Below are 23,842 nucleotides of genomic sequence, written 5' to 3'. Positions count from 1 at the left end.
CGGGCGTCAGTCCTGCCGGCTGCTCTCGTCGCGCAGCCAGGTGGAGAAGTCCCCGGTCCGGATGGCCTTGCGGGACCCCCGGCGGGCGGCGAGGGCCGCCACGACGAAGACCGCGATGCCGGGGAGCAGCCGCGGTTGGGCCAGCGCCAGGGCCCGCAGGTCGCCGCCGCCCGTGCGGGCTGACGGCGCCGGCGCCCCCGCGCCCGGCCCGGAACCGGCCACGGCCCCGGAACCGGCCCCGGGCTGTGCCTGGAACCGCTCCAGTTCGGCCGACGAGGTCGACGCCCGCACCTTCCGCCGGATCAGGTCGGCCCAGGTCCGCGGCGGCCGCACCACGACCCGCACCTCCTCCACCACCCGACGCTCCCCGGGCCCGAAGGCCAGCGAGGCGGCCAGGTCGTCGGCCATCAGCGGCGGCAGGGCGGCGAGCCGGGCGTGCCCCTGCTCCGACACCGCGATCACCCCGCGGCCGAACAACCCCTCGCGGACGGCCGGAAGCCGCTGCCAGACCCGGTAGTACGCGCGGACCGGCCAGGCGCAGCCGGACAGCGGGATGTCCCGGCCGGGGGCCGCGGCCAGCAGCTCCGGGCCGGCGGCGAAGGCATCGGCCAGGGCCCGCGCCCCGGCCGCGCCGAGGACGACGTCGGCGTCCACGTACAGCCGGGGGAAGCCCCGCGCGTGCTCGTCGCCGACCCGGAGCGCCGTGTGTTTGGAGGGAGTCGGGATCTCCACGACCCGGACGCGGCCGCCCCGTGCGCCCGCCACCGCGGCGGTGTCGTCCGTACAGCCGTTGCACACCACGACGATGTCGGGCTCCGGGCGGCCCGGTTCCGCGCCCTCGGCCAGGAGCGCGTCGAGCAGGCGGCCGATGACCCGGCCCTCGTTGTGGGCCGGTATCACGATGCTGGTCACCCGGGAAGTATGCACGCGCCGGACCCCGCGTCCGGCTGTTTCGCCCAACTCGCCCCGACCGTAGGGCCGGTGGTCTAGATTGAACGGAGCCGACCGGGTCAGGCGTGCTTCGGCAGCGCTGACGTCCCGCCGGAGCAGGGTAGTTGGGGAAATGGCGGGTGCGGCGGCCGGGGGGAATCTGGCTGCCCGTCCGCAGGCCGGAACGGCGCGTGGGGTGCCGGGGCCGGCCGGGGGGCGGTAGTACGTGGAACACGTAGGGCATCGGTCGTGGGGGGCCATCACCGTGGGGCGGGTCATGCTCGGGTCGCGCAGGCGCCCGGCCCGCCGCCGACGGCACCCCCTTCCTTCGCACGCGTCCCCGCCATGGGTTGTCGTCACGCCCGCGGGCGTGCGCGGAACGGAGAAGGGGAACACTGTGAAAGACACCGCGAAGGACGCGGGACAGGACACCGCAGCGGCGGGCGCGGGGCCGGCGAAGCCGTTAGGTGTCGCCGTCGTCGGCGCGGGCTACTGGGGCCCCAACCTCGTCCGCAACTTCCAGTCCAGCCCGGAGTTCCGGCTCCGCTGGCTGTGTGATCTGAACGTCGACCGGGCCCGCCAGGTCCTCGGCCGGTACTCCACGGTCCAGGCCACCTCGGACCTCCGGGCGGTCCTCGCCGACCCGGCCGTCGACGCGGTCGCCGTGGCCACCCCGGCCGGCACCCACCTCGACGTCGCCCTGGCCGCCCTGCGCGCCGGGAAGCACGTCCTCGTGGAGAAGCCCCTCGCCGCCACCTACGAGGACGGCCTGCGGCTGGTGACCGAGGCCGAGAAGCGCAACCTCACCCTCATGTGCGACCACACCTACTGCTACACCCCGGCGGCGGTCCGCATCCGCGAGATGGTCCGCTCCGGCGAACTCGGCGAGATCCAGTTCTTCGACTCGGTCAGGATCAACCTGGGACTGGTCCAGAAGGACGTGGACGTCCTCTGGGACCTCGCCCCGCACGACCTCTCCGTCCTCGACTTCATCCTCCCCGACAAGGTTCGGCCCGTCGCCGTCGCCGCGCACGGCGCCGACCCGATCGGCGCCGGCCAGTCCTGCGTGTCCTACCTGACCCTCCAGCTCAACACCGGCGCCATAGCCCACGTCCACGTCAACTGGCTGTCCCCGGTGAAGGTCCGCACCACCATGGTCGGCGGCTCCAAGCGCACCCTGGTCTGGGACGACCTCAACCCCGCCCAGCGCATCGCCGTCTACGACCGCGGAGTGGAGCTGACCACCCCGCAGGAGATCGGCGAGGCAGAGCGCCGCGACATGCTCGTCTCCTACCGCAGCGGCGACATGGTCGCGCCCGCGATCGGCGAGAAGGAGGCCCTGCGCAGCATGGTCGAGGAATTCGCCTCCGCCGTCCGCACGGGCCGCCGGCCGCTCACCGACGGCCGGTCCGGCCTCCAGCTGCTCGACATCCTGGAGGCAGCCTCCCGGAGCCTGGAATTCCGCGGCGCGGTCGTCGGACTGCGCACCGGACACTGACCGTTCGGCCACACGTCACGCCAAGGGCCCGCCGCGACGCACACCGCGGCGGGCCCGGCACGCAGCAACACGACAGACTCAGTGGGGGCAAGGCGTTGAGCACGGTTCGAGACAAGAGGATCCTGGTCACCGGCGGAGCGGGCACCATCGGCTCGCACGTCGTCGACCTGCTGGTGGAGGGCGGGGCCCGCGAGGTCGTTGTCCTCGACAACTTCGTACGGGGACGCCGGGCCAACCTGGCCCGCTCCCTGTCCAGCGGCGTGGTGGACGTCGTCGAAGGGGACATCCGCGACACGGCCGCCGTGCGCAAGGCGACCGAGGGCGCCGACCTGGTGTTCCACCTGGCCGCCATCCGCATCACCCAGTGCGCGGAAGAGCCGCGGCTGGCCAACGAGGTCATGGTCGACGGCACGTTCAACGTGCTGGAGGCGGCCGTCGCCGCCGGAGCGGGCAAGGTGATCGCCTCCTCCTCGGCCTCGGTGTACGGGCTGGCCGAGTCCTTCCCCACCACCGAACGCCACCACCCGTACAACAACGACACCTTCTACGGGGCGGCGAAGGCCTTCAACGAGGGCATGCTGCGCAGCTTCCACGCCATGTACGGCCTGGACTACGTGGCCCTGCGCTACTTCAACGTGTACGGGCCCCGGATGGACATCCACGGCCTGTACACCGAGGTCCTCATCCGGTGGATGGAGCGGATCGCCGCGGGCGAACCGCCGCTGATCCTCGGCGACGGCACCCAGACCATGGACTTCGTCCACGTCCGGGACATCGCCCGGGCCAACCTCCTCGCCGCCGAATCGGACCTGACCGACGAGGTGTTCAACGTGGCGAGCGGCACCGAGACCAGCCTGCGCGAGCTGGCCCTCGGCCTGCTGGAGGCCATGGACGCCCAAGGGCTCGCGCCCGAGCACGGGCCGGCCCGCGCCGTCAACGGCGTCACCCGCCGGCTCGCCGACACCGCGCAGGCCGCCGAGCGCCTCGGCTTCACCGCCCGCATCGACCTGGCCACCGGACTGCGGGACCTCGTCGACTGGTGGCGGGCCGAACGCGCCGCCGACACCGCCGCCACGGCCACCGGCACCGATGCCGGATCCGCCGGAGCCGCCGGGGAGGCGGCCCGATGAGCGCCCCGAACACCCCGGACCGCATCCCCGTCATGGTCCCCTGGCTCGGCGAGGAGGAGGCACGGGCCGCCGCCGACGCGGTGCTCTCCGGCTGGGTCGCCCAGGGCCCCCGCGTCGCCGAGTTCGAGCGGGCCTTCGCCGAGCGCGTCGGCGCCGAGCACGGCATCGCCGTCAGCTCCTGCACCACCGCCCTCCACCTCGCCCTGATCGCGCTCGACCTCGGCCCCGGCGACGAGGTCGTCGTCCCCTCCCTGTCGTTCATCGCCACCGCCAACGCCGTCCGCTACACCGGGGCGCACCCGGTGTTCGCCGACGTCGACGAGGCCACCGGGAACCTCACCCCGGCCACCGTCGACGCCGTCCGCACCCCGCGGACCCGGGCCGTCCTCGCCGTCCACCAGGGCGGCGTACCCGCCGACGTGCACGCCCTGCGCGCCGCCTGCGCCGACTGGGGCGTCGCCCTCCTGGAGGACGCCGCCTGCGGCATCGGCGCGACCGTCGGCGGCAAGTCCGTCGGCCAGGGCGCCCTCATCGCCGCCTGGTCCTTCCACCCCCGCAAGGTGATCACCACCGGCGAGGGCGGCATGGTCACCACGGACGACGCCGAATGGGCCGAGCGGCTGCGGCGGCTGCGCGAGCACGGCATGAACGTGTCCGCCGCCCAGCGGCACGCCAGCAGCAAACCGATCGCCGAAAGCTACCTGGAGGTCGGCTACAACTACCGGATGACCGACATCCAGGCCGCGGTCGGCCTGGTGCAACTGGGCAGGCTCGATGCGATCGTGGCCCGCCGGCGGGCCCTCGCCGCCCGGTACGCGGACCTCCTCGCCGGCATCCCCGGCCTGACCCCGGTCCGCGACCCCGCGTACGGCGAGGGCAACTTCCAGTCCTACTGGGTGCTGCTCGGCGAGGACTTCCCCGTCGGCCGGGACCGGCTGCTCACCGTGCTCGCCGAGTCCGGGATCTCGGCCCGGCGCGGGATCATGGCCGCACACCTGGAGCCGGCGTACGCCGGACACGGGGCGGCGCCGCTTCCGGTGACCGAGCGGATCACCCGGGACTCGCTGATCCTGCCGCTGTTCCACACGATGACGCAGCGGCAGCAGGACCGGGTCGTGGCCGTGCTGCGCGGGCAGGCCGACGGATGAGCGGGCAGGCCACGGAGGACCTGCTGATCGTCGGCGCGGGCGGCTTCGCCCGCGAGACCGCCCAGGCCGTACGGGACGCGGCCGCCGCCGACCTGGCGTGCGGCCGCGCCCCCCGCTGGCGGCTGGCCGGGCACCTCGACGACAACCCGGCCCTGCACGGGCGGGACGTCGACGGCGTGCCCGTCCTGGGCGACTGCGACCTGGTGCACCGGCTGCCGGCCACCGCCCGGGTCGTGGTCTGCGCGGGCAGCCCCCGCGACTACGGGGTCCGGGCCCGCCTGGTGCGCCGCCTGGCCCTGCCCGAGAGCCGCTACGCGACCGTGGTCCACCCCACGGCCGCGGTCTCGGCCTCCTCGGAGCTGGGCCCCGGCACGGTGCTGCTCGCGCACTGCGTGCTGACCGCAGCCGTACGCGTGGGCGCGCACGTGGCGGTCATGCCGCACACGGTCCTCACCCACGACGACACGGTCGGGGACTTCGCCACCCTCGCCTCCGGGGTCCGCCTCGGCGGCGGCGTGTGGCTGGGACGGGGGGCCTACGTCGGCGCGGGCGCCCTGGTCCGGGAGTACACCACGGTCGGCGCCTGGTCGCTGACCGGCATGGGGAGCACGGTCCTCGCCGACGTGCCGCCCGGCGAGGTCTGGGCCGGCAGCCCGGCCCGCAGGCTGCGCGAGGCGGGCGCCCCGGCCCTCGACGAACTGCGGGCCGACGAGGCGCGGGCCGACGAGGCACGGGCCGACGAGGCACGGGCCGAAAGCAAGGAGACCGGCCACCGGCCGGAGACACGGATGGGGAGCACCGCCGGATGAACCAGATACCGCTCGTCGACCTCAAGGCCGCCCACGCCGAGATCGCGGAGGAGTTACGCGCCGGGTTCGACCGCGTGCTCGCCGGCACCGCCTTCATCGGAGGCGAGGAGGTCCGCGCCTTCGAACGCGAGTACGCCGACTTCGCCGGGGTCGCCCACTGCGTCGGCGTCGCCAACGGCACCGACGCCCTCGAACTGGCCCTGCGGGCCGTCGGCGTGGGCGTCGGCGACGAGGTGGTGCTGCCCGCCAACACGTTCATCGCCACCGCCGGCGCCGTCCACCGGATCGGCGCCCGCCCCGTCCTCGTGGACTGCCTCCCCGACACCCTGCTGATCGACCCCCAGGCCGCACTCGACGCGGTCGGCCCGAGAACCCGCGCCGTCGTCCCCGTCCACCTCTACGGACAGTGCGCCCCCGCCGCGGAACTCGCCGCCCGGCTGCCCGGGCAGGCCCGCATCGTCGAGGACGCCGCCCAGAGCCAGGGCGCCACCCGCGACGGCCGCCCGGCCGGCAGCGGAACGATCGCCGCGACCAGCTTCTACCCGGGCAAGAACCTCGGCGCCTACGGCGACGCAGGCGCGGTCGTCACCGACGACGAGGACGCGGCCGACCTGGTCCGGGCCCTGGCCAACCACGGCGGCACCGCCAAGTACCGGCACGACGTCGCCGGGTTCAACAGCCGCCTCGACGGCCTCCAGGCCGTGGTGCTGCGCGCCAAGCTGGCCCGGCTGGCCGACGGCAACGCCGCCCGCCGCGCCGCCGCCGCCCGCTACGACGAGCTGCTGGGCGGCCTGGCCGCCGCCGGCCGCGTGACCCTCCCCGCCACCGACGAGGGCAACGTCCACGTCTGGCACCTGTACGTCGTCCGCATCAGCGGAGCCGACCGGGACGAGGTCGTCGGCAAGCTCAACGCGGAGGGCATCGGCGCCGGCGTGCACTACCCGGCCCCCGTCCACCTCACCCCGGCCTTCGCCCACCTCGGCCACGGGCGCGGGGACTTCCCGCACGCCGAACAGGCCGCGGACCTGATGCTCTCGCTCCCGCTCTTCCCGCAGATCACCGCCGCCCAGCAGCAGCGGGTCGTGGACACGTTCACGAACGCCCTGCGCTGACGCAAAAAAAGAGGTACAGATGAACAGACGGACACGGTGGGCCAGGTACGGCCTCTTCACCGTGGTCGCGGCCCTGATGGCCACGGTATTGCCTCCGTCCGCGTCGGCGGGGGCGGTGGACCCCTGCGGTCCCGGCACGAACGCGATCGTGTGCGAGAACTCCAAGCCGGGCACACCGATGTCCGACTGGTTCTCGCCCAGCGCCTACGGCGAGATCAAGGGCTTCAGCGCCCAGATGAGCGTCCAGGCGGGCGACACGGTGCAGTTCAAGGTCCAGTCGCCGACCCCGTACCGGATCTCGGTCTACCGGCTGGGCCACTACGGCGGCAACGGGGCCCGCCTGATGTCCACCGCGGCCCAGGCAGCCCAGACCCATCCGGCTAACTTCGCCGCGGGCGGCCAGCCGCAGAGCTGCACCACCAAGGCCGCCACCGGCCTGGTCGACTGCGGCAACTGGCCCACCACGGCCACGTGGACGGTGCCCGCGGACGCGGTCTCCGGCGTGTACATCGCCAACTTCGACCAGGCGGACGGCAACGGCGTCATGCCCTACCCGTTCGTCGTCCGCAACGACGCGAGCCACTCCGACATCATCGTCCAGACCAGCGACCAGACCTGGCAGGCGTACAACAACTACGGCGGCCAGGACCTGTACGACGGCACGGGCCCCGCGCCCGACGGCCGCGCCTACGAGGTCAGCTACAACCGGCCCATGGACATCGGCGGGGAGAACGGGGTCTACGGATCCGAGTTCCAGATGATCTCGTGGCTGGAGCGCAACGGCTACGACGTCAGCTACATGTCCGGCATCGACATGTCGAAGCGCGGCGCGACCCTGCTCGGCAACCACAAGGTCTTCATGTCCTCCGGACACGACGAATACTGGACCCAGGACCAGTTCACCAACGCCCTCAATGCCCGGAAGGCGGGCCAGCACCAGACGTACTTCAGCGGCAACGAGATCTTCTGGAAGACCCGGCTCGCCCCGAGCATCGACGGCACCGACACCGCCGACCGGACCCTCGTCTGCTACAAGGAGACCAAGCTCTCCTTCCCGCAGCCGAACGGCATCCCCGACCCGAGCGGGATCTGGACGGGCACCTTCATGGACCCGGCCAGCGCCGCCAACGGGCGGCCCTACCAGCCGCAGAACCAGCTGACCGGCTCGCTGTTCAGCGTCAACGGCTACCGCAGCGACGCCATCACCGTGCCGGGCCGCTTCGCCAAGATGCGGCTGTGGCGGGGCACCACCGTCGCGAACCTGACCCCCTCCCAGACCGCCACCTTCCCGGCCGGCACCCTCGGCTACGAGTGGGACAGCGACGTGGAGGACGCGGCCCGACCGCCCGGCCAGATCCAGCTGTCCTCCACCACCGTCGACATCGAGGACGGCAAGCTCCGCCTCGACTACGGCAACACCTACGGCAACGGCACCGCCACCCACAGCCTGCTCGCCTTCCGCGACCCGGCCTCCCGCGCGCTCGTCTTCGGCGCGGGCACCGTCCAGTGGTCCTGGGGCCTGACCAACATGCCGACGTCCAACCCGGACGCCGTCGTGGTCACCGAGGACAAGCGGATGCAGCAGGCCACGGTGAACGTGTTCGCCGACATGGGCGTCCAGCCCAAGAGCCTCCAGTCCGACCTGGTCGCGGCCACCGCGTCCACGGACACCACCGGCCCGACCGTCACGGTGACCAGCCCCGCGGCCGGCGCCACCGTGCCCGCACTGCGCCCCGTGACCCTCACCGGCACCGCCGCCGACAGCGGCGGCGTGGTGGCCCGCGTGGAGGTCTCCACCGACGGCGGAACCACCTGGAAGGCGACCAGCGGCATCGGGTCCTGGAGCTACACCTGGACCCCGACCGCCCCCGGATCGGCGCAGATCAAGGTCCGCGCCGTGGACGACAGCGTCAACACCGGCGCCACCACCACCGTGCCGCTGACCGTGGGGCCCCAGCAGTGCCCCTGCACCGTCTGGCCGGCCGCAGCCGTGCCCGGCACCGTCAACGCCGGGGACGGCAGCGCCGTCGAACTCGGCGTGAAGATCCGCTCCTCCGTGCCCGGCTCCATCACCGGCATCCGCTTCTACAAGTCCCCGGCCAACATCGGCACCCACACCGGCAGCCTGTGGACCGCCTCCGGGCAGCGCCTGGCCACCGGCACCTTCACCAACGAGACGGCCTCCGGCTGGCAGCAGCTCAACTTCGCCACCCCGGTACCGATCAAACCCAACACCACCTACATCGCCTCCTACTTCGCCCCGAAGGGCGGCTACGCCTTCGACAACACCTTCGCCGGCGCCGAAGCCGGCCTGGCCCCGCTGACCGCACTGCGCAGCGGCACCGACGGCGGCAACGGCGTCTACCGCTACAGCGCGACCGGCGGCTTCCCGTCCACCGCGGCCAACGGCAGCAACTACTGGGTCGACGCCGTCCTGGACACCTCCACGGCCAGCACCGCCCCGCCCTCCGTCAGCACCATCTCCCCGCAGTCCGCGGCCACCGGCACGGCGATCACCGCCGGCGTCACCGCCACCTTCAGCACCGCAGTGGACTCCGAGGAACTCCAGTTCACCGTCAAGGACGCGAACGGGACGGCCGTACCGGGCAGCAAGGTCTTCGGCGCCTCCAACAGCGTCACCTTCACCCCGGCCGGCGAACTGGCCCTCAACACCACCTACACGGCCTCCGTGAAGGCCTCCGACCTGTGGGGCAACACCATGCCCCAACCGGTCACCTGGACCTTCACGACCAGCCCCACCCCACCCCAGGTCAACTGCCCCTGCACCCTGTGGAACAGTGCCGCCACCCCGAGCACCGCCAACGTGGTCGGCGACGTCAACTCCGTGGAGCTGGGCACCCGGTTCCAGTCCGCCGTCGACGGCTACGTCACCGGCATCACCTTCTACAAGGGGCCGAAGAACACCGGCACCCACACCGGCAGCCTGTGGTCCGCCTCCGGCCAGCTGATCGCCACCGGCACCTTCGGAAGCGAGACCCTGTCCGGCTGGCAGCAGCTGAACTTCGCCGCCCCCGTCCCCGTCACGGCCGGCACCACGTACGTGGCCTCCTACCACGCACCGAACGGCAACTACTCCGTCGACGGCGGCTACTTCGCCGCCGCACACCGCTCGTACCCGCTGGTCGCCCCGGCCGACGGGACCGGCGGCGCCAACGGCCTCTACAAGTACGGTGCCTCCGCGGTCTTCCCGGCGAACACCTTCGGCTCGGTGAACTACTGGGTCGGCCCGGTCTTCACCACGACCCCGCCGCCCGCCGCGCAGGCCGGGCTGTCCTCGGAGGTGAGCACCCTGTGAGCACGGTCAGCGTCGTGATCCCCTGCTACAACTACGGCCACTTCCTGGCCGACTGCGTCCGCAGCGTCCTGGACGAGCAGCAGGGGGTCGACGTCCGGGTACTGATCATCGACGACGCCTCGCCCGACGGCTCCGGAGAAGTCGCCCGGGCCCTGGCGGCCGGCGACCCGCGGATCGAGGTCCGCGTGCACGAGCAGAACCGCGGCCACATCGCCACCTACAACGAGGGCCTGCTGGAGTGGGCCGACGGCGACTACGTCGCCCTGCTCTCGGCGGACGACCGGCTCGTCCCCGGAGCCCTCGTACGGGCGGCGGCCCTGCTCGACGCCCACCCCGAGGCCGGGTTCGCGTACGGGCGGCCGCTGCGCTTCCGGCACGGCGGACCCCTCCCGCAGGCCCGCACCCGGTCCACCGGGTCGGTGGTCTACCCCGGCCACCGGTGGCTGGAGCGCCGCTTCCGGGAGGGCACCGGCTGCATCACCTCGCCCGAGGTGGTCGTCCGCACCGCCCTCCAGCGCAAGGTCGGCGGCTACGACCCCAAGCTGCCGCACGCCGGCGACATCGAGATGTGGATGCGGCTCGCGGCGCACGCCGACGTGGGCTACATCCGCGGCGCCGACCAGGCCTTCTACCGGGTCCACGGCAACAACATGTCCACTACCGACTTCGGCGGCCAGCTCGACGACCTCCGCCAGCGCCTCGTCGCCTTCGACTCGGTGCTCGACAAGTGCGGGGACCTGCTGCCGGACAGGGTCATGCTGTCCCGGGCCGCCCGCACCCGGCTCGCCCGGTACGCGCTGCGGCGCGCCTACCGGGCGTACGACCGGGGCCGGACCGGCGTGGTCCCGGTGGACGAGCTGGAGGCCTTCGCCGCGGAATGCGTGCCCCGCTACACGGCCCTGGCCGAGTACCGGGCGCTGGCCCGGCGGCGGCGGATCGGGGCGCGCACCATGCCCTACCTCCAGCCGCTGGTGCTGTCGGCGGTCGCCGACCGGGGGCGCGAGTGGCTGTGGTGGCAGTCGTGGAAGCGGCGAGGGATCTGATGGACCACCGGCACGACCCGCGCCACCTGCGCCACCTGTATCACCCGCACCACCCGAACGATCCGCACCCTCCGCACGACCGGGACCGCCGCCTCTCGCGGCGGTCCCGCCCGCGCTACCCCGAAGGCTCAGCCGGCCGCCACGGCGCTCGGCACCCGCTCCCCGCCCCGCCGCCGGCCGCCCGTTCCGGCACCGGCGGGGGTCCCGGCGGGGGTCCGGGCGGGGGCCCCTCCACCGCTCCCGGTTCCGGCGTCGGCGCCCTCGCGCCGGCGCCGGTTCCGGCGTACCAGCAGCCGGTCGGTCCACAGGGCCGCCGGCACCCCGGCGACCGCCGCCAGCAGGGCGATGCCGGCCAGCGCCCGGTTCTTGGTGCCGTGCTGCGCGACCGCGGTCGGCGGCACCAGCCGGTCCACGCTCATCCGCGACGCGGCGGGGATGCCCTCCGCCTCCTGCAGCGCCGTCACACGCCGCGTGTACGCCTCGATCACCGCGCGGACCGCGGCGTTCGCGGCCTCCGGGTCGGTGTGCTCCGCCTGCACCTGGAGCGAGGGGATCAGATAGCGCGGGGTGACACTGGTGCCGCTGTTCCGCGGCAGCAGCCGGTAGTCGGCCGTCACCCCCATCGCCCGCAGCTCGGCCCGGCCCTCGGGCGACTCCAGCTGCTGCACCACGGCGTACGAGACGGCGGCCAGCGGCGGCTGCAGGTTGACCAGCTGGTTCGGATACCTTCCGGTGACCGGGGGCTTGAGCACGACGATCGCCGCACTCACATGGACCGGGGTGGGGCGGAGCACCGGCACCGCTCCGGCCGCGGCGAGCACCGCGGCCACCACCAGGACGTACCAGCGCCGACGCAGCGCACGGACCAACTCACCAGGCGACACGGGGATTCCTTCCGTCCTGCACGATCCTTCCAGGACATCCGGCGGCCCGCCATCGAATCCGGCAGCTCGCGGGGGCGCGCATGAGCATCCGCGACATGGGCGCCGTCCTGCGCCGCCGCTGGTACGTGATGGCCTCGCTGACCCTGCTCGGCCTGCTCGCCGGACTGCACCTGTACCGCTCGGTGCCGGTGGAGTACCGGTCGGAGAGCTCGGTGGCCCTGCTGGACTCCACCGCGGTCGCCGAACTCGCCCCGACCTTCGGCAACCCGATCTCGAACGCGGGCGGTTCGCTGGTGGTGACCGCGGACGTGCTGATCCGCACCCTGTCGGGGGCGGACGCCGCCCGCGCCCTCCACGGCCTCGGCGTCACCGACCCGTACGCGGTCGGCTTCGCCGCCAACGCCTCCGGGCCGATGCTCACGCTGTCGGTCACCGGCACCGACCGGGCGAAGGTGCTCCAGGAGACCAACATCCTGACCTCCTTCGCCGGGGAGCAGCTCAACGCCCTCCAGACGGCCGCCGGCGTCCAGCCCGCCTACTTCGTGCAGACCGCCCCGGTGGTGCTGCCGCAGACCCCGGTGCCGCTGCTCAAGAGCCGCTACCAGCAGGTGCTCGGCGTCGTGATCCTCGGCACCACGGCCGGGTTCACCCTGTCCTTCGTCGCGGACGGCGCGCTCGCCGCCCGGCGCCGCAGGCGCGCCGCCGCCGAGGCCGCCCGGGCCGCCGCCGGGGCCGCCGGCACCCCCGCCCCCCGCAGGACCCGGCGGGCCGCCCTGCGCGACGCGGCCCGCGACCGGCTCACCGGGCGCCGCCGGGGCCGCAGCCTGGACGCCGCCGCCCTGCTCACCGGCTACCTGGCGCTGGCCTTCTTCATCCCGTCGAACCTGACCCTGCCCGGCCTCGGCGGGGTCGGCACCCCGGCCAACGCCTACGCCCTGCTCTGCCTGCTCTGGTACCTGGCGACCTGGCTGACCGGCCGGATCCGGCCGGTACCCGGGACCCGGCTGCCCCGGATCGCGATGCTCGTCCTCGCGCTCGCCGTGCTCGGCTCGTACCTCGCCAACGCGACCCGCGGCAGCTCGCACAAGGAGGTCCTCGGCGCCGACCGGGGCCTGATCGGGCTCCTGGTGTGGGTGTCCCTGGTGGTGCTGGTGACCGCCGGCATCCACGACCGGTCCCGGCTGGACGTGCTGATGCGCCGGATGGTGGTGATGGGGGCGGTGGTGGCCGCGATCGGCTTCTACGACTTCTTCACCGCGACGAACATCGCCGACAAGATCAGCATCCCGGGCCTGCAGTCCAGCGTCCCGCAGATCGCCACCCTGGACCGCGGCTCGTTCACCCGGCCCCGCTCCACCACCGCCCAGCCGCTGGAATTCGGCGGAATGCTCGCCATCCTGCTCCCCTTCGCCGTCCAGCAGGCCTTCGACCCGGTCCGCCGGAACCTGGCCCGCTGGCGGCGCTGGGCACCCGTGGCGCTGATGGGCGGCGCCCTGCCGCTCACCGTGTCCCGGACCTCCATCATCGGGGCCCTGCTGGTGGTGCTGGTGATGCTGCCGCGCTGGAAGCCCGGGCGGCGGTGGGCGGCGATCGGGCTGCTGTGCGGGGCCGTCGCCGCGTTCAAGGTCATCATCCCCGGCCTGATCGGCACCATCACCGCCCTGTTCGCCTCGTTCCTCTCCAACGGCGACAGCAGCACCCAGGCCCGCACCGTCAAATACGGCGCCATCGTCCCCTACCTGGAACAACGCCCGCTGTTCGGCCGCGGCTTCGGCACGTTCACCCCGAACCTGTACTTCTTCACCGACAACCAGTACATGCTCACCCTCGCGGAAATGGGCCTGGTGGGGCTCGCCGTCCTGCTGCTGCTGTTCCTCACCGGCATCCACCAGGGCGGCGCCATCCGCCGCCTGGCCCGTACCGAATCCGACCGGGAGCTCGGGCAGGCGTTCTTCGCCTCGGCCGTGGTCTCCCTGGTCATCAGCGCCACCTTCGACAGCCTCAGCTTCCCGATGTTCGCCGGGATGTTCTTCCTGACGATCGCCGCCGGAGGCAGTTACCTCGGCTTCATCCGGCGCTCGGCGCCGAAGCCCCGAACCGCGGAGTCCCCATGCCCTCCCGTCACCCCGACCCGGGTACCGGTCCCGTAGCCGTCCTCGTCGTCACCTGGAACAGCGCCCGGGTGCTGCCCGCGTTCCTCGCCTCCCTCCCCGAGGGCATGGCCGGGCTCGACTGGCGCCTCGTCGTCGCCGACAACGACTCCGCCGACGGCACCGCGGACCTGGTCCGCTCCCTCGCCCCCGACGCCACCGTCGTGCAGACCGGCCGCAACGCCGGCTACGCGGCCGGGGTGAACGTCGCCCTGGCGGCCGCCGCCGGATGGGAGGGCGGCTTCCGCGCCGCCCTCGTCTGCAATCCGGACGTGCGGATGCGGCCCGGCTGCGCCGCCCGCCTCGTCGACGCCCTCGACGCGCCCCTGTCCGGGGGCCGCCGGGTCGGGATCAGCGTCCCGCTGCTGTACGAGGAGGACGGCACCCTCCACCACTCGCTGCGCCGGGAGTCGCGCGTGACCCGCGCCCTGGGCGAGGCCGTGATCGGCAACCGCCGCGCCGGCCGGTACCCGCTGCTCAGCGAACTGGTCACCGACCCGGCCGCGTACCGGCGGGCCACCGTCGCCGACTGGGCGACCGGCGCACTGATGGCCCTCTCCCGCCCCTGCCTGGACGCCTGCGGCCCCTGGGACGAGTCGTTCTTCCTCTATTCGGAGGAGACCGAGTACTGCCTGCGGGCCCGCGACCACGGCTTCGCCACCCGCCTGGAACCCGCCGCCTCCGCCGTCCACCTCGGCGGGGACTCCCAGGTCTCGCCGCGCCTGTGGACGCTGCTGACCCTCAACCGCGTACGCCTCTACGGGCGCCGCCACGGCCCGGCCGCGACCGCCGCGTTCCGCGCGGCCGTCCTGCTGCGGGAGACCTCGCGCGCGGCCCTCGGCCGCCCCGCAAGCCTCGCCGCGGCCCGCGCCCTGGCCACCCCGTCCGCCCTGCGAACCACCCCCGGACCCTGACCGAGCGCAACCCTCCGGGCCGCTGCCACGCGCCCCGCCGGCGTCCGGTGACCGGCTCCGTCAGACCGGTGGGATCGCCCCGGTGCCGGACCCGGGGGGTGCCTGGCCGTTCCAGGCGGTGTAGAAGCTTGCCGGGTTGACCAGGTAGCGGACGGTGGGGCGGGGCAGGTGCCGGACCTCGTGGCGGCGTCCGTAGCGGCGTACGAGTTCCCAGTCCTCCCGCGGCAGGACCTCCGGGGTGCGCCGCAGGCGGCTGAAGTACAGGGAGCGGGTGCGGCGGGCCACGAACGCGTTGGTGTCGAGGAACGCCTCGCGGGCGGCCCGGCGCCGGTCGAACGGCACCGACAGCACGTCCCGCTCGGAGCCGTCGGGGAGCACCCGGCGCAGGGCGGTGTACACGGCGTCCGGCCCGCCGGGCGGCTCCAGCACCGCCAGCGCCTGCTCCAGGTGGTCGGGCTCCCACAGGTTGTCGTCGTCGAGGAAGGCCACGTACCGCGAGCGGGTCAGCCGGATCCCCACGTTGCGCACCACTCCGGCCGTGCCCGTGTTGCGGGCCAGGGACACCGCGAACAGCCGCGGGTCCGGCGGAAGTTCGGGCAGGCCCGCGCCGTCGTCGACGACGATCACCACCTGGTCGGCCACCGTCTGCCCGAGGGCCGAGCGGACCGCGGCGCGCAGCGCCTCCGGGCGCCGGTGGGTGGCGATCACGGTGGCGACCAGGGCGGCCGGGGGCCGGCCCAGCCGGGCGGCGAGCCGGCGGGTCTCGGCGTCCTCGAAGCGGCGCAGCCGCACGGCGGACGGGGCCAGCAGCACCTTGTTCCTGGCCTCGAAGAGCACCAGCCAGCCGAAGGCCCGCTTCAGCAGCTCCCAGGGGGCCCGGGCGATGCGCCGCATCATTTCCTCTCGGTCGTCAGGGGGAGGCCGGGGGCGGGACGGGCTTCCCGTCGGCCATGCGGTTGCCGCTCCACACGTTCCCGGCGCCGCCCGCGTTCCAGGCGGTGGCCGTGCCGTACACCCCGGCGGCGGGGTGGTACTCGGCGGAGAACACGTTGTCGGTGACCTTGATGCCGGTGGCTCCGGGCCCGCCCCCGTAGAGGCTGTAGGCCCCGCCCGCCAGCCAGTTGCGCTCGACGGCGACGGAGGAGACGACGCCGGTGTCGGCGAACAGGCCCACGGCGGCGGTGGCGCCCTGGTCCACGCGGACCGGGTTCAGCAGCGTGTTGTGGCGGACGGTCAGGCGGCCCTTGTTGCCGCCGCCGCTGATGACGGCGTCGGTGTGCTGCCACTCGCCGGTCTTGTTGCGGAAGGCGACGATGTCGTGCACGTAGTTGTCGTGCAGGTCGCCCTGGCCCATGGACAGGGCGTTGCCGAACACCGAGATGTCGCACCAGCCGACCTCGATCGAGCTGCCGCCCATGTTGGACACCGCGTAGTTGACGCCGCCGTTGTCGGGGCCCTTGCCGGGGATCGCGGTGATGGTGGTGTACAGGACCTTCAGGCCGCTGAAGCCGGGACGCAGGTTGATGCCCCACCAGTTGGTCGAGGTGATCCTGCTGTCGATGACGGTGACGTCGTTGGCGTAGATGTCCAGGGAGCCGTGGATGTCCCAGCCCTTGATGACCGTGCCGTCGGTCTTCACGGACATGTTGCCGGTGTCGTGCCGCTCCAGCTCGATCCGCGGCCCGGTGGTGGACGCGTCGGGGAAGCCGCAGGCGCCGGGGGAGGAGCAGGCGGCGGGGGACGGGGCGGGCGGTCCGCTGCTGCCGGGCGGGGGAGTGGCGGAGGGCGGGGCCGAGGTCGAGCTCGCCGTCTCGCCGGCACTCGGGTCCGGGGACGGCGCGGGCGTCGGCGGGGGGCTGGTGCCGGGTCCGGGGCAGCCGGGGGCGCTCTGCGCACACGGGTCGGCCACGGGCTGGCCCATCCCGGTCCGCTGCGTCTGGTACAGGGTGATGACGGTGACCAGGACGAGCCCGGCCAGCAGCCAGGCCGAGAGGCGTTTCCTGTCGTGTGTCACGGGCGCTGTCCCTTCGCCGTCGCGGTCGTGTCGGCGGGTGTGGCGCCGCGGAGGAAGCCCAGGCTGGGCAGCACGCACAGGACGTAGGCCAGGGTGCCGGCGGCCCCCGTCGCGAGGAGTGCCGGGATGCCGTCGCCGAGGAGCCGTTCCAGGCCCAGGACCACGGCCGCCATGACGGCGCCGCCGAGGAGGGGCCAGGCGCAGGCCCGTGCCACGGTGCCCAGGCGGATCCCGGCACGGTGCAGGGTGACGAGGAACACCGGCACGACGACGGCGCCGGCGACCAGGACGTGCCCCTGGGCCACGCCCACGATCCCGTTCGAGCGGGCGCCGAACACCAGGACGGGAAGGAGGACGACCAGCCACAGGGCCTGGACCCCGATGAGGGAGCGGCGCCGTCCGACGGCGACCAGGCAGTCGTAGGCCAGTTCGCAGGCGATCCGGACCAGGCCCAGCGCCATCAGCCAGGGCAGTGCGGCGGCCGCGGGCAGCCAGCGCTCGCCGTAGACGAGTCCGACGATCGGCGCGGCGAGCGCGGCGAGCAGGACGCAGAGCGGGACGGTGCCGGTCACCACGACGCCGAGGGCGCGGCCGAACCCGCTCGCCAGTGCCCCCGGGGTGTCGGCCAGCCGGGAGAATCCGGCGAAGGACACGCGGCGGGCCGCCTCGGAGATGATCCGGACCGGCCAGCCGGAGATGTTGAAGGCGAGCACGTAGAAGCCCAGGGCCAGCTGGTCCAGGGAGGAGCCGACGACCATCGTGTCGACGTTGACGACGCCGAGGGCGAGCATGCTGGCCCCGGCGAGCGGGAGTCCGAAGCCCAGCAGGGCCCGGGCCTGGGCGGCGTCCCAGCCGAACCGCAGGGTGCCGGGGGCGGCGAGGCAGCAGCCGACGAGCGCGGCCGCGTTCCCGGCGACGGAGCCCCAGGCGAAGCTCATCGCGCCCCAGCCCTCGACGGCGAGCAGCAGGGTCACCGCGGTGCTGAGGACGAAGTTGACGGAGTCGACGGCCATCCGCCGGCCCTGCGCGAACTCCCGGGTGAGGAAGCCGGCGGGCACCTGCGACAGCCCGTCGAGGACCACGCACACGCACATGACGCGCAGCACCCCGGTCGCCTCGGGCGAGCCGAGCACGCGGGCCACCGCGGGGGCGGCCGCGAACAGCGCGGCGTACAGCAGGCAGCTGGAGACGGCGCTCAGGGTGAGGACGGTCGGGGCGAACCGGCGGGGGTCGCCCTCCCAGCGCACGATGGCCAGCGAGACGCCGAGCTCGTTGGCGGAGAGCAGCACCAGCAGGACCGTCTGGGCGATCCCGTAGACGCCCCAGGCCTCGGGCCCGAGGAAGAACCGGGCCAGGATGATGCCGGTGGCGAAGTTGCCGAGGCGCATGACGACCGTGTTGACCAGGCTCCACCGGGCGGCGGAGCCCACCTTGCGGCCCAGCGGCGGCGCTTCGGGCGGGGCCTGGGTCCCGGTCGCGGGCCCGGTCACGACGGCCCCGCACTGCCGGCCACGGCCTCGGGCGCGCCGGACGACTCGGCTTCGGCCTCGGACCGGGCCCCGGGCACGGCCTCGGGCATGGCCTCGGATCCGGCTTCGGACCCGGGTTCGGGCGCGGCGGGCCGGTGCCGGCCCGGCTTGGCGGGCTTACGGCGGCGGGCCTCCACGAAGAAGGTCGCCACCAGGCTGAGCACGAAGCCCAGCGCCCCCGCCATCACGAGGTACTGGAGCCGGGTCTTGGTCTGCGCCTCCGGCTTCTGCGGCGGGACGATCGTCGCCATGCGGATCATGGCGTCCGGGGCCACCTGCTGCTGGGCCTGGAACTCCTGCAGCCGCTTCTCGGCGTACGCGGTCAGGACCTGGTCCGACTTCAGGACCGCCGCCGGATCGGTGCCGGTGACGATCAGCCACATGAACGGCCCCTGCGCGTTGTCGGCGATCTTCGCCTCGTACGCGCCGGTGAGCCCCTGCTTCTTGAGGCCGGCCTTGGAGTCGTCGGAGTTGAGGTTGCGGGCCAGGCCGTCGGCCATCCCGGTGAGCGAGGCCTGCGTGCTCAGGAAGGGGTTGCCGTCGAAGGCCACCGTGGCCTTCTTGGAGTTCAGCAGGGTCACCGTGCTCTGGGACCGGTACTCCACCGGGACCAGCAGGTACACGCCTGTCGTGAGCGCGGCCGTGATCAGCAGTCCGGGCAGCAGGACGTACCAGCGCCTGCGCATGACCCGCCAGATCTCCGCGAGATCCATGCTCTTCCCCCTCGCGGCGGCGCCGTGTGTGCACGCGCCGCCGCCCTGTCTGTGCGATGTGTACGGTTCTTGCTTCTTGCTTCTTGCTTCTTGCTGTCGTGCCGTGATGCCGTGGTGCGTGGTGCTACGCCGTCCCGGCCGTCCGGCCCGGGGCGAGGTCGGTGGGCCGCAGCCTGGTCTGCGCGGGCCCGCCCTCCAGCAGGATCCGGGCGATGCGTTCGCTGGCCCGCCCGTCCCACAGCGCGGGGCAGCGGGGTGCGGGCGGGTCGTCGAGCACCCGGTTCACGATGGCCGTGATGCGGTCCGGGTCGGTGCCCGCGAGGACGTTCGTGCCCTCCTCGACGGTGACGGGCCGCTCGGTGTTCTCCCGCAGGGTCACACAGGGCACGCCCAGGGCGGTGGTCTCCTCCTGGACGCCCCCGGAGTCCGTGAGCACGACCCGCGCCCCGTCCTGGAGCGCGATGAAGTCCAGGTATCCGGCGGCCGGGACCGGCCGGATGCCGCCCGGGACGCCGATCGCGGCCAGCCGTTCCGCGGCCCGCGGGTGCACGGGCAGCAGCAGCGGGCAGCGGCCGGCGATCTCGCCGAGGGCCTTCAGCAGGCCGCGCAGGGCGTCGGGGTCGTCCACGTTGGCGGGCCGGTGCAGGGTGACCAGGCCGTACCCGCCGCGGGTGAGCCCGTACCGGTCGAGGACGTCCGAGGCCCGGGCCCGTTCCAGGTTGGCCAGCAGGGTGTCGATCATGACGTTGCCGACGACGTGGATCTGGTCCTCGCGGTATCCCTCCGCCCGCAGGTTCGCGGCCGCGTCGGGCGACGGGGCCAGCAGGTGGTCGCTGACCCGGTCGGTGGCGACCCGGTTGACCTCCTCCGGCATGCTCCAGTCCCGGCTGCGCAGGCCGGCCTCCACGTGGGCGAGCAGCGGGCCCGCCTTCGCGGTGACCAGGGCGCAGGCCAGGGTGGAGTTGATGTCGCCGACGACCACGACCGCGTCCGGGGACAGCTCGTCCAGCAGCGGCTCGAAGGCCGCCATCACCCGGCCGGTCTGCTGGGCGTGGGTCCCGGACCCGGCGCCGAGGTACCGGTCGGGGGGACGGATGCCGAGGTCGCGGAAGAAGACGTCGTTCATGGACTCGTCGTAGTGCTGGCCGGTGTGGACGAGGACCACTTCCGCGCCGTGCCGCTCCAGCGCGTCCATCACCGGTTTGATCTTCATGTAGTTGGGCCGTGCTCCGGCCACGCAGACGATCCTGTTCACCGGCATGGCGTCAGAGCACCTCCACCGTGGGCCCGGACAGCCGGTTGCGGCAGTCGAGGACGAAGGACGCGTGCTCGGTGACCATCGCGTAGTCGAAGGAGTCGTGGTCGGTGAGCAGGACGACCACGTCGGCGGCGGCCAGCTCCCGGCGGGTCGGCTCCACCCGGACGAGCCGGGCGTCGACCTTGATGCTCTCCACCACGTGCGGGTCGGCGGCGCGGACCCTCGCGCCCATGTCGAGGAGCAGCTGGGAGATGCGCACGGCCGGCGACTCCCGGGCGTCGCCGGTGTTCTTCTTGTACGCGAGCCCCAGGAGCAGGATCCGGGAGCCGTTGACCGAGCGGCGCCGGGCGTTGAGGGCGTCGATGACGCGGCGCGTGACGTACTCGGGCATGTGGTTGTTGATGTCGTTGGCGAGTTCGACGAAGCGGAAGCTCTGGCCCAGCTCGCGCTGCACCCGCCAGGACAGGTACGACGGGTCGATCGGCAGGCAGTGGCCGCCGACCCCGGGGCCGGGGGTGAACTTCATGAAGCCGAACGGCTTGCTGGACGCCGCCTCGATGGCCTGCCACACGTCGATGTCGAGGTGGCGGGCGAACATGGCGATCTCGTTGACGAGGGCGATGTTCACGTGCCGGAAGGTGTTCTCCAGCAGCTTCGCCAGCTCGGCCTCCTTGGGGGAGCGCACCGGCACCGTCTTGTCGACGAGGCCCCCGTAGAACGCCTCCACCGCCTTGAGGGAGGCGGCGTCCACGCCGGAGACGACCTTGGGGGTCTGCTGGAAGCCCCAGACGGCGTTGCCGGGGTCGATGCGCTCCGGGCTGTAGCCGAGGTGGAAGTCGGCGCCGGCGGTGAGGCCCGAGCCGTTCTCCAGGATGGGGCCGAACAGCTCCTCGGTGGTACCCGGGTAGGTGGTGGACTCCAGGACGACGGTCGCGCCGGGCCGCAGGAAGCGGGCCAGGGTGTGCGCCGACTCCTCGATGTAGCTCAGGTCGGGGGCGCCTTCGTGTAACGGGGTCGGGACGGTGACGACGGCGACGTCGAAGCCGCCGCAGTCGCGCGCCAGGTCGCTGGGCCGGTAGGTGCCCTGCTCCAGCGCCCGGCTGATCCGCTCGGAGGACACGTCCTCCACGTAGGACTCGCCGGCGGCGAGGCTCTTGACCCGCCGCGCGTCCACGTCGTACCCGATCACCTGGTGCCCGACCTCGGCGGCCCTGATGGCCAGCGGAAGGCCGACGTATCCCTGTCCCACGACGACTACGCGCATCAGCAACTCCTGTTCGCGGAACCGGCAGCAGACGGTGTGCGGCGGATGAGCTCCCTGGCGGTCATGGCCAGGAAGGCGGCATTGGTGGTGAGGTAGCGCTTGCCCAGGCGCCGCGGCTCCTGGAGGGTGCGGTAGAACCATTCGAGCCCCATGCGCTGCCAGACCAGCGGGGCCCGCTTGGTGATGCCGGCCAGGATGTCGAAGGAGCCGCCGACGCCGTGCACCACGTGGGCGCCGGTGCGCTTGCCGTAGCCGGCGGTGAACATCTCCTTCTTGGGCGAGGTCATGCCGAGGAACAGCAGCTGTGCACCGCTGTCCGCGACGGCGTCGGCGATGTCGGGCTGCTCCGGGTCGTCGAAGTAGCCGTTGCGGCTGCCGGCCACGCGGAGCTTCGGGAACCGCTCGGCGATCCGGCCGAGCATCAGCTCCAGGACGTCCTGCCGGGCGCCGAGCAGGTAGACCGGGATCTCCGCGGTCTCGGCGGCGGCCAGCAGCCGCATGAACAGGTCGATGCCCGCGACCCGTTCGGGCAGGCGCACGCCGAGGATCCGGCCCGCCCACACCACCGCCTGACCGTCGGCCAGGACGAGGTCGCAGCCCGAGACCGCCGCGGCGAGGCGGGGGTCGCGCCGCATCGCGACCAGCTTGGCGGCGTTCACCATGCCGATCTCGATCTGCTCGCCGCGGCGTACCGCGTCGAGGCAGCGCTGCACGGTCTCGTCCATGGTCAGGGCGTCGAGTGCGATCCCGAAGAGGGACTGCCGTCGGCTCATCTCTGGACTCCCCCCAGCCAGGCGTGCAGCAGCCAGCCGAACTCGTACGGCCTGCACTCGCGGTCCACCGAGAGCGGGCGGAACAGCCGGTCGAGCGGGGCCAGCCGCGCCTGCGGGGCCAGCCGGGTGGTGAGCCCGCGGGCGGCCCGGACGGCCTTGGCGGGGTCGCCGCGGTAGACCTTGCGCCAGGTGACCCCGTAGTCCTCCCGGATCATGGGCTCGCGCGGGGTGCCGTCGGGCCGGCTGATCTCGGGTACGGCCGTCATCCAGCCGAGGCCCCGGCGGATCGCCAGGGCGAAGTCGGTGCCGCCGGCGTCCGCCAGGTCGAACAGGGCGGTCGGGGCCATGGCGTGCTGGTGCACGCTGTAGACGGGGTAGCCCTCCACCGTGCCGCCGGTGCGGGCGTCGTAGTGCCACCACCACTGCCCGCCGTCCCCCTGCAGGGTGCAGATCCGGGCGGCGCACATGTTCGCGGCCCGGAGGGCCTCCGGGTCCGCGCCGCTCGCGTGCAGCCGGGCCAGCGCCTGGACCGGGTAGGTCTGGTCGGCGAAGCAGGCCACGTGCGAGCGGTAGCCGGGCACCAGCCCGGGGGCGGTGGCGTGCGGGAACAGCGGGCTGTCGGGCGTCGCCCTGGATCCCAGCAGGCGGTCCCGGGCGGCGGCGAGGCGGTCCTCCACGTCCACGGCCGTCCGGGCGGCGACGAGGGCGGACAGCACCCAGGCCGCCTCGACGGTGTACTGCGGCCGGCCGGGGTCGTCCAGTGCGGCCACCCGGTCGAGGGCGTCCGCCAGCTTGGGGTGGCCGGTCTCGGCGGCGGCCCAGGCGATGAGCGCCGCGTCGCCCAGGTTGTCGACCCCGGGCAGCCGTTCCACCAGCAGGTTCGTGAACGCGGCGGCGGTGTGGCCGCCGAACACGGCCTGCTGCCGGTCCTCGGGCAGGTACTGCGCGCCGAGGGCGGTGATGGCCGCGTACCGGGTGCTGGTCCCGCGCTTCTCCACCCGGCGGGTGCCGTCGGACGCGACCGTCCCCACCCGTGTGAAGACGAAGGTCTCCGGGCCCTGCAGGTACATCTGCGGCAGGCCCGCCTCGGCGAGCGCGAGCAGGCGCTCGGCGAGCGCGTGCAGCGACGGGTCCGCCTCTGCCAGTGCTCCTAATCGTGCGGCGGTCACCGGGTCCCCACCCCGGCTTCCCGGGTGCCCCGCGCCCCGCGGCCGGACCCCTGTTGCAGGGCCGGGCTGTACGGCTCCAACACACCTACCCCCTCTGAATAGCCGTTCCGGGAAGGGGAGCGCGCATGACGGCGCGCGCGTCGGCGGTGACGGTCTGATCGCCCCCGGGACGCGGCCGTCCGGGGCCG

Annotated in this window: 19 protein-coding genes; 9 read left to right on the top strand and 10 right to left on the bottom strand. The window is 73.6% G+C overall.

The window, feature by feature from the left end:
- Positions 1–6: 6 nt before the first annotated feature.
- Positions 7–912 (bottom strand): glycosyltransferase, encoded by a 906-nt coding sequence (locus ACIQUT_RS23215; RefSeq protein WP_403565253.1) that lies wholly within the window; start codon positions 910–912, stop codon positions 7–9.
- Between the two features lie 415 nt (positions 913–1,327).
- On the opposite strand from ACIQUT_RS23215, the gene ACIQUT_RS23210 reads away from it, so the two are divergent.
- The 7 genes from ACIQUT_RS23210 (at position 1,328) to ACIQUT_RS23180 (ending at position 10,986) form a co-directional block, all read left to right on the top strand.
- Positions 1,328–2,428, top strand: a complete 1,101-nt coding sequence (locus ACIQUT_RS23210) for a Gfo/Idh/MocA family protein (protein ID WP_403565252.1) — start codon at positions 1,328–1,330, stop codon at positions 2,426–2,428.
- Positions 2,429–2,523: 95 nt separating this feature from the next.
- Positions 2,524–3,558, top strand: a complete 1,035-nt coding sequence (locus ACIQUT_RS23205; RefSeq protein WP_403565250.1) for an NAD-dependent epimerase/dehydratase family protein — start codon at positions 2,524–2,526, stop codon at positions 3,556–3,558.
- Positions 3,555–4,706, top strand: coding sequence for a DegT/DnrJ/EryC1/StrS family aminotransferase (locus ACIQUT_RS23200; RefSeq protein ID WP_403565248.1), 1,152 nt, complete (start codon positions 3,555–3,557; stop codon positions 4,704–4,706). The genes ACIQUT_RS23205 and ACIQUT_RS23200 overlap by 4 nt, the downstream gene beginning before the upstream one ends.
- Positions 4,703–5,515, top strand: coding sequence for an acetyltransferase (locus tag ACIQUT_RS23195; protein WP_403565246.1), 813 nt, complete (start codon positions 4,703–4,705; stop codon positions 5,513–5,515). The genes ACIQUT_RS23200 and ACIQUT_RS23195 overlap by 4 nt, the downstream gene beginning before the upstream one ends.
- Positions 5,512–6,627, top strand: a complete 1,116-nt coding sequence (locus ACIQUT_RS23190) for a DegT/DnrJ/EryC1/StrS family aminotransferase (protein WP_403565244.1) — start codon at positions 5,512–5,514, stop codon at positions 6,625–6,627. The genes ACIQUT_RS23195 and ACIQUT_RS23190 overlap by 4 nt, the downstream gene beginning before the upstream one ends.
- 19 nt (positions 6,628–6,646) lie before the next feature.
- Positions 6,647–9,943 (top strand): DUF4082 domain-containing protein, encoded by a 3,297-nt coding sequence (locus ACIQUT_RS23185; protein WP_403565242.1) that lies wholly within the window; start codon positions 6,647–6,649, stop codon positions 9,941–9,943.
- A complete protein-coding gene (locus ACIQUT_RS23180) occupies positions 9,940–10,986 on the top strand; it encodes a glycosyltransferase family 2 protein (protein ID WP_403565240.1) in 1,047 nt (348 codons plus the stop codon). Before ACIQUT_RS23185 ends, ACIQUT_RS23180 begins: the two co-directional genes overlap by 4 nt.
- A 128-nt stretch (positions 10,987–11,114) precedes the next feature.
- On the opposite strand, the gene ACIQUT_RS23175 is transcribed toward ACIQUT_RS23180, so the two are convergent.
- Complete coding sequence (locus ACIQUT_RS23175) at positions 11,115–11,870, bottom strand: hypothetical protein (protein ID WP_403565239.1); 756 nt, start codon at positions 11,868–11,870, stop codon at positions 11,115–11,117.
- 80 nt (positions 11,871–11,950) lie between these two features.
- On the opposite strand from ACIQUT_RS23175, the gene ACIQUT_RS23170 reads away from it, so the two are divergent.
- The gene (locus ACIQUT_RS23170; RefSeq protein WP_403565238.1) at positions 11,951–14,020 is read left to right on the top strand and encodes an O-antigen ligase family protein; all 2,070 of its coding nucleotides are present in this window, start codon (positions 11,951–11,953) and stop codon (positions 14,018–14,020) included.
- Entirely contained in the window at positions 13,981–14,934 is a 954-nt protein-coding gene (locus tag ACIQUT_RS23165; RefSeq protein WP_403565236.1) for a glycosyltransferase, read from the top strand. Before ACIQUT_RS23170 ends, ACIQUT_RS23165 begins: the two co-directional genes overlap by 40 nt.
- Before the next feature lie 60 nt (positions 14,935–14,994).
- On the opposite strand, the gene ACIQUT_RS23160 is transcribed toward ACIQUT_RS23165, so the two are convergent.
- The 8 genes from ACIQUT_RS23160 to ACIQUT_RS23125 form a co-directional block, all read right to left on the bottom strand.
- Positions 14,995–15,828, bottom strand: coding sequence for a glycosyltransferase family 2 protein (locus ACIQUT_RS23160; protein WP_403565234.1), 834 nt, complete (start codon positions 15,826–15,828; stop codon positions 14,995–14,997).
- Between the two features lie 16 nt (positions 15,829–15,844).
- Positions 15,845–16,948 (bottom strand): hypothetical protein, encoded by a 1,104-nt coding sequence (locus ACIQUT_RS23155; protein WP_403565232.1) that lies wholly within the window; start codon positions 16,946–16,948, stop codon positions 15,845–15,847.
- Positions 16,945–18,438 (bottom strand): oligosaccharide flippase family protein, encoded by a 1,494-nt coding sequence (locus ACIQUT_RS23150; protein ID WP_403565231.1) that lies wholly within the window; start codon positions 18,436–18,438, stop codon positions 16,945–16,947. The genes ACIQUT_RS23155 and ACIQUT_RS23150 overlap by 4 nt, the downstream gene beginning before the upstream one ends.
- Positions 18,435–19,190, bottom strand: a complete 756-nt coding sequence (locus ACIQUT_RS23145) for a chain length determinant protein (RefSeq protein ID WP_403565229.1) — start codon at positions 19,188–19,190, stop codon at positions 18,435–18,437. Before ACIQUT_RS23145 ends, ACIQUT_RS23150 begins: the two co-directional genes overlap by 4 nt.
- A gap of 124 nt (positions 19,191–19,314) precedes the next feature.
- Positions 19,315–20,451 (bottom strand): non-hydrolyzing UDP-N-acetylglucosamine 2-epimerase, encoded by a 1,137-nt coding sequence (gene wecB, locus ACIQUT_RS23140; RefSeq protein WP_403565228.1) that lies wholly within the window; start codon positions 20,449–20,451, stop codon positions 19,315–19,317.
- Positions 20,452–20,455: 4 nt separating this feature from the next.
- The gene (locus ACIQUT_RS23135; RefSeq protein WP_403565226.1) at positions 20,456–21,712 is read right to left on the bottom strand and encodes a nucleotide sugar dehydrogenase; all 1,257 of its coding nucleotides are present in this window, start codon (positions 21,710–21,712) and stop codon (positions 20,456–20,458) included.
- Positions 21,712–22,485 carry a WecB/TagA/CpsF family glycosyltransferase gene (locus ACIQUT_RS23130; RefSeq protein WP_403565224.1) on the bottom strand — a complete coding sequence of 258 codons (774 nt, stop codon included), beginning with the start codon at positions 22,483–22,485 and terminating at the stop codon, positions 21,712–21,714. Before ACIQUT_RS23130 ends, ACIQUT_RS23135 begins: the two co-directional genes overlap by 1 nt.
- A complete protein-coding gene (locus ACIQUT_RS23125) occupies positions 22,482–23,654 on the bottom strand; it encodes a hypothetical protein (protein ID WP_403565222.1) in 1,173 nt (390 codons plus the stop codon). The genes ACIQUT_RS23130 and ACIQUT_RS23125 overlap by 4 nt, the downstream gene beginning before the upstream one ends.
- Between the last annotated feature and the right edge of the window lie 188 nt (positions 23,655–23,842).

It is taken from the genome of Streptomyces sp. NPDC090445, assembly GCF_044769385.1.
Lineage (GTDB): Bacteria > Actinomycetota > Actinomycetes > Streptomycetales > Streptomycetaceae > Streptomyces.
Note: the sequence above shows the minus strand (reverse complement) of the source record. Positions and strands in the feature narration are given on the sequence as shown.